Here is a 14,411-nt window from a genome sequence, read left to right on the forward strand (position 1 = left end):
GACCAACTTAGGACATCTGCCCAGTTTTTCGCTTGTCCGCAGCCGCGAATCGGCGGTTGTGCGGGGCTCGGGGGGGTCGTTTCCGGGTCGCATTCTTGTCTCGGCGGTGTGGTTGCGCCGCAGATCACCACAAAGGGGACGATTGACCGATGGTTCGCCCACTTCCGGAACAGGATGCGGATGGCGCCGTGACGCATGTCCGATTTGGCGGGCGACGCGGCACGATGTTGCTGCTCGCTGCCGCGGCCTTGGCGACGACCAGTGCCGTCGCCGGGGAATCGCTGTCCGGTTCGGCCACGCCTGTGGCCGAGACCGAGGAAGGCATCCCCGTCACCGACGCCTTGACCCGCGAGAAGTGCGGTACCTGTCATACGCCCGACGCCAAGGGTAATCTGTCGCGGATTTCCTGGCTTCGCACCACGCCCGAAGGCTGGGATCAGGCGATCAAGCGCATGGTCCGGTTGAACGGTGCGGCAATTACGCCCGACGATGCGCGTCATATCGTGCGCTATCTTGCCGGAAGCCATGGTCTTGCGCCCGAAGAGGCAAAGCCGGTTTCCTATCTCGTCGAAAAGCGCGTCATCGACGAAACCAATATTCCCAGCGAATCCCTGCGCACCGCGTGTGCTGCTTGCCATGCCTTTGCCCAGCCGCTGTCGTGGCGGCGTTCGGCAGCGGAGTGGAAGCTGCTGCAGGAATTCCATATCGCCCTCTATTCGCAGGCCGATGCCCAGTATCGAAAGCCCGCGACCGACGAACCGGGTGCGACCTTGGGCCAGACCACGCCGGTGGTGAACAAGCCGGGGGTCATTCCGCTGACGTCGGGCGAAGTTGCGCTTGCCTATCTGCGCAAGGCAGCCCCGCTTCACAGCGCGGAGTGGGTGCAGTGGAGCAAGCAGCCCCACGAAGCGCATCTTGCGGGCAAATGGCTGATCAGTGCCAATCTTCCCGGCAAGGGCGAGTGGTTCGGGACCATGGATGTAACTGGGGGTAGCGCGCCCGAGCAGTTCGCGACCAGGATCGCGCTCCATCCGCTGGGTGGCGGGGCCGGGATTGCCTCGTCGGGCAACGGCGTCGTCTATGGCGGCTATTCGTGGCGTGGTCGGGCTGGCGCTGCAACGGGCGGGACGTTCGCGCCCGACGCGCCGGATCAGCCCTTGCGCGAAGTCATGCAGTTCTCGGCCGACGGCAAGAGTGCGGCGGGACGCTGGTTCTGGGGTGAATATCAGGAATTCGGCTACGACGTGGAACTGATCCGCGCGGACGGAACGCCGGTGATCGGCGCGGTTTCGGCAGGCGGGATCAAGGCCGGCGCCAAGGGGCAAGTGCTGCACATCTATGGCGATGCATTCCCGACCGGTCTTTCGGCAAAGACGATCGATCTCGGCCGTGGGCTGTCGGTTGCGAAAATCGTCTCGGCCAAGCCTGATGAACTGGTGGTGAGCGTTGACGCGGCGGCCGATGTCGCGGCTGGTCTCCATGACGTGAAGGTCGGCTCGGCCGTCCTGCCCGGCGCCTTGCCGGTGTGGCACCGGGTCGACTATATCAAGGTGACGCCCGAAACCGCGATCGCACGCCTTGGTGGTGAAGCCCATCCGCGCGGTTACAACCAGTTCGAAGCCTGGGGCTTCGACGTCGGTCCCGACGGCAAGCCCAATACCGCCGACGACGTCAAGGTCGGGCTGGTCGATGCTGATTTCAGCCTCGAGGAATTTCGGGCCACCTGGTATGACGACGACAAGGATTTCGTCGGCACAATTACCAAGGCCGGGTTCTTTACCCCCAATCTTGACGGCCCCAACGCCAAGCGTAGCGGCAACCGCAACAATTACGGTGACGTCTGGGTCGTTGCGACGGCGAAGACCGCCCGTGACACACTGGGCAAGCCGTTGACGGCCAAGGCCTATCTCGTGGTGACCATTCCCTCGTTCAAGCGCTGGGACCAGCCCGAGATTTCCGAATGAGCGCGCCGCTGCTCCACCGTTATCGCGCGGGCGAAATGCATCGTTTCGCCGCCGCCGATGCCGAATTCGTCTATCTGCCGACTGCGGGCGCGATTTTCGCGCTCGATGGGGCGACTGCCGACGTGCTCGAACGCCTGCAGGGCGGCGCGGTCGCGCATGACGAACTGGCCGCCGCGCTGGTGGCCGACGGAATGGACCCGGCCGATGCCGATGGCCTGTTGCGCGAATTGCGGCTCGTCCGCCTGATCGAATCCGATCAGGTGGTGAGCGCGGCCCCGGCGGTCGATACGCCGCCTGCCGACTTCCCCTTGCAGGCCCTGGTGCTCAACATCACCAACCAGTGCAATCTGGCCTGCACGTATTGCTATGAATTCGGCGCCGATCGCATTGCGACGCCGACCGGCAAGCCCAAGTACATGACGCCCGAAACCGCGCGGGCGGCGGTCGATTTCCTGCTCGACGGGGCCAAGGGGCGCGAAAGCGTCCACATCACGTTCTTCGGCGGCGAGACGCTGATGAATTTCCGTCTCTTGCGCGATGTCGTTGCCTATGCAGACGAGCGGGCTGCGGAAAACGGGCGGAAAGTCACCTATAGCCTGACGACCAATGCCACGCTGCTGACCGACGAGATTATCGATTTTCTCGCCGACAAGGCGATCGGGGTGACCGTCTCGATCGACGGGCCGGAAAAGCTGCAGGACGCACGGCGCGTCTACAAGAGCGGCAAGGGCAGCTATGCGGTGATCCTGCCTCGGCTCAAGGCTCTGATCGCGCGTCATCGCCGCCGTGCGATCACCGCCCGGGTCACGCTGAGCGCGGGGGTGACCGATGTCGTGGGCATCTATCGCCATCTCAAGGACGAGATCGGGTTTCACGAAATCGGTTTCGCGCCGGTGACGAGTGCAGGCGAGGACCGCGACTGGGGCCTCGACGGCGATGGCATGGGAACCGTTCTGGCCGGTTTCCATGCCTTGGCACAGGAATGGCTCGACCATGCCCTGCGCGGGCAGATGCACGGCTTTTCCAACGTGTCGGAAACGATTGGCGAGCTTGTCGCGGGCACCAACAAGTCGCATCCCTGCGGCGCGGGTATCGGCCTTCTGGGCGTCAGTCCTTCGGGCGACTTGTCGCCGTGCCACCGCTTCACCGATGCCGACGATCATGTGCTCGGCCACGTCGATCACGGCGTCGATCATGAAAAGCGTGTGGATTTCCTCGCGCGCGGTCACGTCGGCGCAAAATACGAGTGCACGTCGTGCTGGGCGCGTCCGCTTTGTGCCGGGGGCTGCCATCACGAGGCTTTCGTGCGGTATGGCGATACCGGTCATGCCAACCTGCATTACTGCGACTGGATCCGCGAATGGACCGATCGCTGCCTCGGGATCTACGGCACGCTTGCCGCCCGCAATCCTGCATTCCTTGACCGCTTTGCCGATCGAAAGGTCCAGTCATGAAGCACCTCAAGCCGCTCAACGCCAAGGCGCGCCGGATCGAGGCCGATCTTGCGGCAATGGAAGAGGATGTCGTCGCCCTGCAACAGGCGCCGCGCCCGCATGTCCCGATGGGATGTTCGCTGTCGTTCTCGCCCGGTTGGGAAGTGGACGCGAGCGGGGGCACCGCGGGGCTGTGTCAGCCGGTTGAGCGCGACATCTATGACTGCTACGTCACGTGTTTCTGGCCGGTGCAGATGGCCGATCACGTGAACTATTCGCCTGATTGGGCGAGCAAGTGCGCGGCTGCGACCAAGGACTGGCGCAATCTCGACATCGTCTTTCCCTGAACCGTCCAGCGCCCGGGTGATCCGTCATGAAGCCGCGTCTTTCGTTTCGAATCCGTGCCGCCGCGCTCGCGCTGGGGCTTGGTCTGTGTTCCGCCGCATGTCCCGCCCAGGCCGGGACGCTGCTTTTGGGGACGTATCCCGACAAGCTGTTCACGGTCGATGAAGCAACGGGGACCGTCAAGGAGCGTATCCCGCTCGAAAGCGGTCTTCCGGTCTCGCTGCGCCTGACTGCGGACGGCAAGAAAGTCTTTGCGACGACGATCACCACCAGCGGGGTGATCGTGCTCGACGCGGCAACGCGCCACGTCCTCACGCAGTTCAGCCTCAACACACCCACCGATCGCTATCGCTTCAATGGCGGTGTGCCCGATCCGACCGGCCGCTATTTCTACACGATCGTCAATCATATCGAGAAGAAGGTCGATCGCTATTCGGTCTCGCGACAGGAATTCGCGATGATTGACATTGCCCAGAAGAAGATCGTCAAGGCGGTGGAACTGAGCCCCGAGGACGACGCGGTGGGTGGCGGCTGGCGCTCGCCCCTGGCGATTTCGCCTGACGGCAAGACGCTCTATTCCTTCAAGGACAAGGTTCTCGTCGTCGATACCGCGACGCTGAAAGTCGTCGACCGTATCGATCTGCAAAAGGCCGATGCGACCGGATATGAAAACGTCGCTTTCGGCAGCGGGGTCGAAGGGCTGCAGATGACCAGCCCGAACGAACTGGTCTCGTTGTTCACGGCTGCCGATCCTTATGTCCATAACAAGGTGTTCGGCCTCGGCCGTGTCGACCTCACACACCGCAAGTTCGATTTCACGCCGATCGGGCCGATCACCAACCAGATCAGCGGGCTCGAAGTGACCCCGGACGGCAAGACGGCCTATACCGCCGCGACTTATGGCGCGACCGGCAACAAGCGTTGCGAATTCTGGAAATTCGATCTCGCCACTGCCAAGCTCACCGACAAGGTCGAATTCCACTGCCGTTCGCGTTTCACGCTCGGAATGTCGGGCGATGGAACAAAGCTCTATGTCTATGGCGCCAGCTATGACATCGAAGTCTATGACGCGGCGACGATGAAATACGAAAAGACCTGGGATCTGGGCGCCGATGCCACGATGGCGGGCATGTTGATCCTGAAATAACATCCCGAAGTTGCGGGGACTTTGGATGAGGGAATTGCCGCAAGGCGTAGTGCTGGCAGGACGGGGCGTTGCCGCCGCGACTGCCGCACATTGTCTTGTTGGCCGGGGCGTGGATGTGAAGTCGGCTTTCGGGGGGAAGCCCGCGCCGTTCACGCCCCCAATCCCTGCGCGTCCTGCACCGGTGGTCATGTTGGGGGAGCAGGCGCAGGCGCTGCTCGCCGATGTCTTTGCCGGACATGCGGCGCTGACCGACACTCTTGCCCGAGGCCATCGCATCGCTCGCCGGCTGGTCTGCTGGGGCGACGAGACACCGCGCAGTTTTCCGCACAACGGTTTGATCCTGTCCGGCGAGCGTCTTGGCGCTGCCCTGCCTCCTCCCCAGGAAAGCGATAGCGGACCATCGGCTGCGGCCTTCACGCTCGATGCCGTCGGGGGGCAGGGCGAATGTTCGATGCGTGATTTCGGGTCGCGGCGTGCCGCCGGGGCTCCGGTCGTGCTGACCGAGGGCGTCGACAGCGAGGCGGTGCAGGTAGAAACGCTTGACGCAGGCTGGCTGTTCCTGATGCCCGTCGGCGACGGGACCGGTTGGTTGCTGTCGGTCGGTGGCGATCCGGATGCCTGCCTTGGGCAAAGCCGCCTTGTCGCGCCCGCGATTGCCACACTGGGCAATGTCGAGGCCCGCTTTGAAACTGCGCCCCGGATCGCCGACGACCTTGCCGATCACGCAGGGTTGCTGATCGGCAGCCGGGCGGTCGCGTTCGATCCGATCTGCGGCGACGGGACGGCGATGGCGGTGCGGGGTGGATTGCTTGCAGGGGCGGTCGCGGCGGCAGTATGCGGCGTGGACCGTCCCTTGCTCGACCCGGTGCAGGACGGGCCCGCCTTGGGCGCGCATTATCGCGCGATGGTGATTGCGGCGATGCGGCGCCACCTTGCCGCGTCGCTGCCCTTCTATACCCATGGCGGGCGTAGCGACTGGTGGCAGGAGGAAGCCGCCGCCCTTGCCGAAGGGCATGCATGGTGTACGCGGCAACTGGCCGAGGCAGGGGAGCCGGGCTTCGTTCTGGCTGGTGATCGTCTCGTCCGGCGGGATCGCGTCGCCTGACACCTCCAACGCGCCCCGACACGATGCCGCCTCGCGCGCCGGTTACGCCGCCGGTGGCGGACTGGCGCACCTATCGCCGGTTGCTGCCGTGGATCATGCCCTATCGCGGGCGGCTGGCGGTTGTCCTGCTGATCAATCTTGTCGCGACTGCGGTCGGGCTGGTGCAGCCGTGGCTGTCCAAGCTGATGATCGACGAGGCGCTGTTGCGCCACGATTTTTCCGCGCTTGTCCGCATCGCGCTGATGGTTCTGGGGGCGACAGTGGGCGGGGCGCTGCTCAATGTGCTGTCCTCCTACAGCTATGTGGCGCTCTCGGCCTCGATGCTGTTCGATATTCGCGTGGCCTTGCTCGTCCATCTTCAGCGTTTGAGCCCGCGTTTCTATGCCCGGTTCCGTCTCGGCGACCTGATGAGCCGGATCAACAACGATGTCAGTGACGTGCAGCGGGCGGCGGGCGATACCTTGCTCGCCGTGCTTGGCAATGTGCTGTTCCTCGCCGGATCGCTGGCGATGATGGTCTGGCTCGACTGGCGGCTGTTCGTGGTCGGTACGGTGCTGGTGCCGGTTGCCGTGCTGGTCTTCGTCCGCTTGCAACGGCGGCTGGTCGACATCACCCAGACCATGCGCGAGCGGGGGGCTGATCTGGGCAGTTTCCTGGTCGATACGGTCATGGGTATGCGCGTGGTGACGGCGCTGGGTGGAGAGCGGCACGAAGCCGACCGCTTTGCCGCCCGCAATCGCGCCTTCGTTGCCGCCATGCTGCGGATGCAATTGGGCTCGTTCCTGGCCGGGGCCCTGCCCGGAGCCCTGCTCGCAGCGACGAGTGCGGCGGTCACGCTCTATGGCGGGTGGCGCATCCTGTCGGGCGAGATGACGATCGGGACGCTGGTGGCCTTCATGGCCTATCACGCCCGTCTGTTCGCTCCGGTTCAGGCCTTGCTGGGATTGTCGGCAGGCCTTGCATCGACGCGGGTGGCACTGGCGCGGATTTTCGAGTTGTTCGATACGCCGCCCGATGTCGTGGAGGCAGAAGATCCGCTTGTCTTGCCGCAGGGGCCTTTGTCGCTGACTTTCGAAGGCGTGCATTTCCGGCATGATCGCGATGCAGTTCTGGCAGGCGTGGATTTTGCCGTTCCTGCAGGGGCAACGGTCGCCATTCTTGGTGAGAGCGGGGCGGGCAAGTCGACACTCGCCGATTTGATCGTGCGTTTTCGCGATCCTGATGCGGGGCGGGTGCTGATCGGCGGGATCGATGTGCGTGACCTGGCGCTGGGTGATTTGCGGCGTGGCGTGGTCCTGATCGACCAGACGCCGTTCCTGTTCAATGCGACGGTTGCGGAAAACATCGGGTTTGCCTGTGCCGATGCGGGGGAGGGCGAGATTGCCGCCGCTGCGCAAGCGGCGGGCCTTGGGCCTTTGCTCGCGCGTCTGCCGCAAGGGCTGTCCACGCCGGTCGGGGAACGCGGCCTTGCCCTGTCGGCTGGGGAGCGGCAACGGATCGCCCTTGCTCGGGCGATGCTGCGCAAGCCTGGCGTGCTCGTGCTCGACGAACCCAGCGCCGCCCTTGACGCGGAAACCGAGCGGCGCGTTGCCGAAGGGGTGCGGGCGGCCATGCCCGAGGCTACCCTGATCGTGATAACGCACAAACCTGCGCTCGCGGCGATGGCGGACATGGTCGTCACCTTGCAGGCCGGGCGCGCGCTGGTCGAGAGGCGTGCGGATGGGTGAACGCGTTCGGATCGTGGTGATCGACAGCGGGGTTCACCTTGATCACCCCCATATTCTGGCCGACCGGATCCTGCCGGGCGTGATGATCCTGTCCGATGGCACTATCGTTGATGAGCATGATGCCTGTCGCGACAGGCTGGGCCACGGAACCGCAGTCACGGCAGCGATACAGGAACTGGCGCCTGAGGCTGACATCCTGCCGATCCGTGTCTTTCGCGAGGGCTTGCGGGCCAGTGCGCGGGCTCTGGTCACTGCGATCGATTGGGCAGGGCGGCATGGCGCTGATCTGGTCAATTGCAGCCTGGGGACAGCCAATCCCGCCCATGCGGCCTTGTTCGACCACGCCGTGGAGATCTGCCCCGCGCGTGTCGTGGCGCCGTTGATGGCGGCAGAGGACATGCCGTGCTGGCCTGGGCAATGTAGCGGCGTTCTTGCGGTTGGTCTCGATTGGGAGGTGCCCAGAGGCCAGGTGCGGCAAAAGGACGGGGTTCTCTATGCCTCGGGCTATCCCCGCCCGATCCCGGGTGTACCGCAGCGGCGCAACCTTCACGGGATCAGCTTTGCCACCGCACAAGTTGCCGGACTGGTCGCTTCCGGGCGTCTTTAAGGAGAACGGGCGGTCAGCTTGTCGCTGCCGCCCGCTTCCCGCTTTTGCGATTCGATCAGTATTTATAGCCGACGCGCAGGCCGAAGAATTGCGGCTTGGTCGGATAGCTGCGTGACGAGCCCGAGCAGTACTGGATCGAGCAGAAGGTGTTCTTCGACAGGATGCCGCGATTGTCGAAAGCGTTTTCGATATAGGCTTCGACCGAGAACTTGCCGAGCTTGGTCCCCCCTGAGAAATTGAACGTGGTGAAGCCTGCCGTATCGCCGAGCAGGGCGTCGTTGGACACGTCGAGGTCGGAGGTGCTGCCGGACTGGTGCAGGACTTGCCCCTGGAGGAAGGCATTGGTTCCCGCGAGGGCGAATTCGTAGCGAACCGTTGCGGACCCCTTGAACCGAGGCTGGCGGGGGAGGCGCGTGCCCTTGGCGGCGGCCATGTCGTCGCCATAAGTCGAGCAGGTCGAGCGGATGGTCAGGTCCGTACGGGACTGGAGATTGCAGAAATTGCTCGACAGCGCGGCGTCGTTATAGGCGCCGTTGGCCGACAGGGTAAGGCCGGTGATCGGTCTCCATTCGACGTCGCTTTCGATCCCGTAGACGCGCGCATTGCCCGCGTTCACGGTCACGCCCGCGCCCTGATAGCCGGGCGGGATCACCACATACTGAATGCCGTTCCACTTTTCATAATAGAGGGCGGCGTTCCAGCGGAAGTGGCGGCCCCAGGTCGTTTTCCAGCCGATTTCGAAATTGGTCAGCGTGTCGGACTTGTAGGGCGACGCATTGGCCAGTCGGTTGCCGCCACCGGGACGGAAGCCGGTCGAATAGGTGAAATAGACCATTTTCGACGGCGTGAACTGCCAACTGACACTGGCTTTGTGAGTCTCTCCGGTCTCGTGATAGCCGGTGTTGACGTTGATACAGCTTAGGCGCGAGGGGTGGATGAACTTGCCGTAAAGGACGCTGTTGTCCTCGTTCCAGCACCCTTGGGTCCCATTCGCCTGATGGGCCCTTGAACTGTCGGCGCTGCCCCATGTTCCGGCAAAGCCATAGGTGCCGTTGTCCGAAATGAAGTAGCGGACCCCGCCGGTCAGCTTGACCGTGGGCGTCACGTTGTAATTGCCTTCGGCGAAGAAGGCTCCGTCCTTGAAGTGCCGGTCCTGCTCGACAAGGTAATAGGAGTCGGGGGTGTAAACCCCACCGACGGCAGGGGAGAATGGGGGGAAGGCGTCGGGGACACCGGAGTTCAGAGCGCTCGATAGCCCCGGAATGTAATAATTGTCATCATAGCTGTAGCGCTGGTATTGGTAAAATCCACCGAGAGTCATCTGGAATGGCCATGATTTCGGTGTGCTCAGGCGGACTTCCTGGGTAAATTTCTTGTCGTGCTCGTGGCCGTAATATTGTTGTGTCGGGTTGATGTATTTCCCGTTCTTGTCGGTGAAATTGGTATAGTAGCTGCCGACGCTGCCTCCGGCGACGAGCTGGTCATAAGTGACCGAATAATAGGTGTAATCGTTCGCATTGGCATAAGTGCGGGAGAACAGGCCGGTTGCCGAAACCAGTTCGAAATCGCCGATATGCCCCTTGATCGCCAGTTCGGCCTGGGTCCAGTGGTCCTTGAGCCAGGTCGGGCTGTAGTCGTGAACGGCGAGGTCGCCGACGCGCGGGTCATAGTTATAGCCGCCCTGCGAATTGAGATACTGATAGGTGACTTGCGGGGTGATGACCCAGTCGGGCGCCGGTTCCCAGCTGATCGCCGCGCGGCCGCCGTGCTCCTCGGTCGCATTGTAGGCGTTCTTGACCAGAGAGGCGTTGTCGAGCGTGATCGGAACCGACTGGTAGTTGTAGATGCCGTGAGTATTGTTGATGTAGCCGCCGGTGCGATCGACGAAGCCCATCAGGCGTACGGCAAGGTTCGATGTCAGCGGGATGTTCATGTAGGCTTCGAGCGATCCCCCGGGATCGCCTTTGCCCCACTTGTTGATTTCCATGTCCATCCCGAATTCGAACTTGTCGAACTTGGGCTTGTTGGTGATGATGCGGATCGTCCCGGCAAGCGAACTGGCGCCGAACAGCGTGCCTTGCGGCCCGGACAGAGCCTCGACGCGCTCGATGTCATAGACGTGGACTTCCGGGTTCGAACCGGGCGACGTGATCGGAATGTCGTCGAGGTACATGCCCACGGTCGAGGCCTGTCCCCCGCTGACTGAAATTCCGCGGAAGTACGGCTGGCTGCGGCCGGGGCCGAGCGTTTCGAACGAGACCGAAGGCAGCAGCGTGGCATAGTCGGTGAAGCTGGCGACGTGGTTTTGTTCCAGCTTCCCGGCGTCGAGCGCCTGAAGGCTGATCGCGACTTTTTGCAGGCTTTCGGAATGGTGGGTCGCGGTGACGACGATTTCGCTCATGCCGTTGGCCATGCCGGTCCCGGTCGTGGCTTGCGGCGTATCGGCGGCGGGCGGTGCGTCGGCGGCATGGGCAAGCGCCGGGATGAAGACTGCCAAGGATGCGCCCGACAGGATGGTGGAGGCGAGCCCTTTGCGCAAAGTGCGACGTAATGGTGTTCTGCGTTCTGAACGGCTTTCCCGCGCCGAAGCAAGTTTCATGACATGACCCCCTCAAATGGCCCGTCGGACTGCCGTCTTTCGGGCATTCCCTGTGATCGGGGGACTTGCGCTTCGCCATGGTTCCTGCCGCCCGCGCTCTTGCGGCCCCGCCTCGAAGGGGTGTGCAAGATCGTCCGCCGGTACAATCCGGCGTGCGTCCGCCCTGTTCGGACAGACGGCGAAGAATTTGACGAAGTCCCCCTCGGACAAGGCGCAGGTTCTAGTACGCTTGTCCGAAATCGAGTGTGCCAGTGGAAAAATGACTGTCAATTGCCTTGCTCGCACCTGCATCAAAAAGGGTGGTTGCAGGTGCGAGGCCGCTGGTGTCCGGCTAAGGCAGACTCGACAAGTCCCGTCGTCTGGCGCAGGACTCGGGTGATCACAGGCGGGGTGGGCTGTGCAGGCCAATCCGCCATTGTTGCATGGAGTTGAAGACGTCATGGCCGGACCCGGCGCGCCTGAGAAAACCCTGACACTCGATGCCGCGCTCGGTCATGCGTCGGCGCTGTTGGGGCGCGATCCGGCAATGGCACTGGGACAGGCACGGGAAATCCTGCGGGTCGTGCCCGGCCATCCGCAAGCCATGCTGATCGAGGGGCAGGCCTTGCGCCTGCTCGGCGATCTGGCTGCGGCGCGCGCGGTCCTGGCCCGGCTGGCAGCCGATCAGCCGCGTTCGGCCCTGACCCTGTTCGAACTCGCGCTGGTCCACGGCCAGATGGGCGAGCCACGACAGGCCGTTGTTGCGCTGGAACGGGCGCTGGGGCTCAAGCCCGATTTCCTCCCCGCCTGGCATGCCCTTGCCGGAGCCCTGCGTGAGACCGGGCGGGAAGCCGATGCCCGGATCGCCGATGCCAAGGCGGTCGAGGCGGCGACGCGTGATCCCGTTCTGGTCAAGGCGGCGATCGCCATGCACCAGCAGAATTTCCAGACGGTCGAGGCCATGCTGGAGGAGCGCATTCGCATGTTGCCGCGCGATGCTGCGGCATTGCGGCTCTATGGCGAAGTCGCGTGGCGGCAGGGGCAGCTCGATCAGGCGATCGCGCGGCTCAAGCGCACGCTGGAGGTGGCGCCGGGGTTCGGGGCCGCGCGCGAGCTGCTGGTGCGGATCATGCAGATGGGGCCGGACGTGGCCGATGCGCTGGTCCATGCTTCGATCCTGCTCGAGGACGAACCGGACAGTGTCGGCCATGCCTTGCTCAAGGCCTCGTTGCAGGTGCGGTTGGGCGAGCAGGAGGCTGCCGGGACGATCTATCGCGGCCTTGTTGCGCGGGGCGTCGATCAGCCGCGCGTCTGGCTCAATCTCGGCCACGTTGAAAAGACACTGGGCAACCAGGCCGATGCGATTGCCGCCTATCGGCGCTCGATTGCGCTCGATCCGGCGCTGGGCGAAGGCTGGTGGAGCCTTGCCAACCTCAAGACGGTCAAGCTGACCGGCGAGGACATTGCCGCAATGCTCGCCGCGCAGGAAGGGATCGAGGACGATGAGCAGGCCAGCCAGCTTCATTTTGCGCTCGGCAAGGCCTATGAGGATGCAGGCGAGGCGGAAAAGAGCTTCGAGCATTACGCACGCGGCAATGCCCTGCGGCGCAAGGGGATCGAATATGATCCCGAACGGATTTCGGGCGATGCGCGCGAACATGCGGAAATCTTCACCGCGCCGTTTCTTTCCAGCCGTGAAGGGCAGGGGTGCCAGGCGGACGATCCCATTTTCATCGTCGGTCTGCCCCGCGCAGGTTCGACGCTGGTCGAGCAGATCCTGTCGAGCCATTCGAAGATCGAAGGCACGATGGAATTGCCCGACCTGATGATGATTGCCGACCGGCTTCATTCGCGCGTCGAGGACGGCGAATTTGCAAGCTATGGTGATGTCGTCCGCTCTCTCGATGCGGCGGCGCTGACCCGGCTGGGCGAGGAGTACCTCGAACGCACGCGGGTTCATCGCAAGGAAGGCAAGCGGCGCTTCATCGACAAGATGCCGAACAACTGGATGCATGTCGGGCTCATCCGGCTGATCCTGCCCCGCGCGACGATCATCGACGCGCGGCGCCATCCGATGGGATGCTGTTTTTCGGGATGGAAGCAGTTCTTCGCGCGGGGGCAGTTGTTCACATACGACCTTACGGAAATCGGGCGCTATTATCGCGACTATGTCGGGCAGATGGCAGCGTTCGATCGCGAGGCGCCGGGAGCGGTCCATCGCGTCATCTATGAACGCATGGTCGCCGATACCGAGGCCGAAGTCCGGTCCCTGCTCGATCATGTCGGTGTGCCGTTCGAGGAAGAGTGCCTTGCATTCTGGCGCAATCGTCGCGCCGTGCGCACGGCCAGTTCCGAGCAGGTGCGCCAGCCGATCTTCACCGATGGCGTCGATCACTGGAAGCAGTTCGAACCCTGGCTTGCTCCCTTGCGCGATGCTCTGGGTTCGGTCGAAACAGCCTATCCCCAAGTGCCGGAGGAACTCGCCTGAAACCTGTGGTGCGGTTGGTATAAGGCCGCGCGCCGTCTGAGTGAAACGAGCTGCAATGAGTTCATCTCATTGCAGGTCCGTGTAAGTCTTGTGCGTTGAAATATTATTGTAACATGCTGTAATATATAGATCTATTCTGTTATTTTATCATTTTTCGTTGCGGCGCAACATTGCAATCTGCTATGCAATCGGGCGTCTATCCCAGTGCTGCCATACGCCATGGAGGCCGCAACGACATGATTTCCAACGGATTGGCCCTTGCGGGCAAAAAGGGTCTGATCATCGGTCTTGCCGATGCGCGCAGTATTGCCTGGGGATGTGCTCAGGTTCTGCACGAATGCGGTGCCGAGTTCGTCCTGACCTGTGTCAGCGAAAAGGCGCGCGTGGCGGTGCAGCCGCTTGCCGACAGCCTCGGTGCGGAACTCGTCGTGCTCGATTTCCGGCAGGAAGGCGATCTCGAAAAGGTCATGGCCGATCTTGCTGTCAGGTGGGGCGCCGTCGACTTCGTCATTCACTCGGCGGCCTATGCCCCGCATGATGCTTTGGCGAACGGGCTGATCGAATGTCCTGCTGACAGCTTTGCGCAGGCGATGGATTTGTCGTGCCACAGCTTCGTGCGCACCGCCCGGGCGGCCCGGTCGCTGATGTCCGAGGGCGGAAGCTTGCTCGCCATGAGCTATCTTGGTGGCGAACGGGTGATCGACGGTTATGCGGTCATGGGCTGCGTCAAGGCTGCGCTCGAAAGCGTCGTGCGTGTGCTTGCCTCTGAACTCGGCGGGCAGGGCATTCGCGTCAATGCAGTGTCGCCGGGGCCGATCGTCACGCGCGCGGCAGGCGGGCTCCAACATTTCGATGCGATGGTCGCCTATGCGCACGATCGGTCGCCGCTCAAGCGCGATGTCGGGATCGAGGATGTGGGCTGGATGGCGGCCTTTCTCGTGAGCGAACGGGCCGCAGCGGTGACCGGCGACACGCATTATGTCGATGCCGGTGTGAACATCATGGGGTGATGCAAGG

Annotated in this window: 10 protein-coding genes; 9 read left to right on the top strand and 1 reads right to left on the bottom strand. The window is 63.3% G+C overall.

Annotated elements, in window-relative coordinates; all coding sequences use genetic code 11:
• The first annotated feature begins 149 nt into the window (after positions 1 to 149).
• From peaA to Y88_RS00955, 7 genes are read left to right on the top strand one after another with little or no spacing between them, the layout of a single operon-like run.
• Positions 150 to 1,964: a quinohemoprotein amine dehydrogenase subunit alpha gene (gene peaA / locus Y88_RS00925; protein WP_008065306.1), complete on the top strand. Its 1,815-nt coding sequence runs from the start codon at positions 150 to 152 to the stop codon at positions 1,962 to 1,964.
• On the top strand, positions 1,961 to 3,418 hold the full coding sequence (peaB, locus tag Y88_RS00930) for a quinohemoprotein amine dehydrogenase maturation protein (protein WP_008065307.1): 1,458 nt from the start codon (positions 1,961 to 1,963) through the stop codon (positions 3,416 to 3,418). The genes peaA and peaB overlap by 4 nt, the downstream gene beginning before the upstream one ends.
• Complete coding sequence (gene qhpC, locus Y88_RS00935; RefSeq protein ID WP_008065309.1) at positions 3,415 to 3,744, top strand: quinohemoprotein amine dehydrogenase subunit gamma; 330 nt, start codon at positions 3,415 to 3,417, stop codon at positions 3,742 to 3,744. The genes peaB and qhpC overlap by 4 nt, the downstream gene beginning before the upstream one ends.
• Before the next feature lie 26 nt (positions 3,745 to 3,770).
• On the top strand, positions 3,771 to 4,889 hold the full coding sequence (locus Y88_RS00940) for a YncE family protein (RefSeq protein WP_008065311.1): 1,119 nt from the start codon (positions 3,771 to 3,773) through the stop codon (positions 4,887 to 4,889).
• Between the two features lie 25 nt (positions 4,890 to 4,914).
• Positions 4,915 to 5,994, top strand: a complete 1,080-nt coding sequence (locus Y88_RS00945) for a hypothetical protein (protein WP_036500009.1) — start codon at positions 4,915 to 4,917, stop codon at positions 5,992 to 5,994.
• 23 nt (positions 5,995 to 6,017) lie between these two features.
• Positions 6,018 to 7,721, top strand: coding sequence for an ABC transporter ATP-binding protein (locus Y88_RS00950; RefSeq protein ID WP_018075302.1), 1,704 nt, complete (start codon positions 6,018 to 6,020; stop codon positions 7,719 to 7,721).
• The gene (locus Y88_RS00955; RefSeq protein ID WP_008065317.1) at positions 7,714 to 8,328 is read left to right on the top strand and encodes a S8 family serine peptidase; all 615 of its coding nucleotides are present in this window, start codon (positions 7,714 to 7,716) and stop codon (positions 8,326 to 8,328) included. Before Y88_RS00950 ends, Y88_RS00955 begins: the two co-directional genes overlap by 8 nt.
• Positions 8,329 to 8,383: 55 nt before the next feature.
• Here Y88_RS00955 and Y88_RS00960 read toward each other — a convergent pair whose 3' ends face one another.
• The gene (locus tag Y88_RS00960) at positions 8,384 to 10,927 is read right to left on the bottom strand and encodes a TonB-dependent receptor (RefSeq protein WP_008065319.1); all 2,544 of its coding nucleotides are present in this window, start codon (positions 10,925 to 10,927) and stop codon (positions 8,384 to 8,386) included.
• Positions 10,928 to 11,366: 439 nt separating this feature from the next.
• On the opposite strand from Y88_RS00960, the gene Y88_RS00965 reads away from it, so the two are divergent.
• Complete coding sequence (locus Y88_RS00965) at positions 11,367 to 13,394, top strand: tetratricopeptide repeat-containing sulfotransferase family protein (RefSeq protein WP_018075300.1); 2,028 nt, start codon at positions 11,367 to 11,369, stop codon at positions 13,392 to 13,394.
• A gap of 182 nt (positions 13,395 to 13,576) precedes the next feature.
• Positions 13,577 to 14,404, top strand: coding sequence for an enoyl-ACP reductase FabI (fabI, locus tag Y88_RS00970; protein ID WP_008065323.1), 828 nt, complete (start codon positions 13,577 to 13,579; stop codon positions 14,402 to 14,404).
• Positions 14,405 to 14,411 lie beyond the last annotated feature (7 nt).

Source organism: Novosphingobium nitrogenifigens DSM 19370 (assembly GCF_000192575.1).
GTDB lineage: Bacteria > Pseudomonadota > Alphaproteobacteria > Sphingomonadales > Sphingomonadaceae > Novosphingobium > Novosphingobium nitrogenifigens.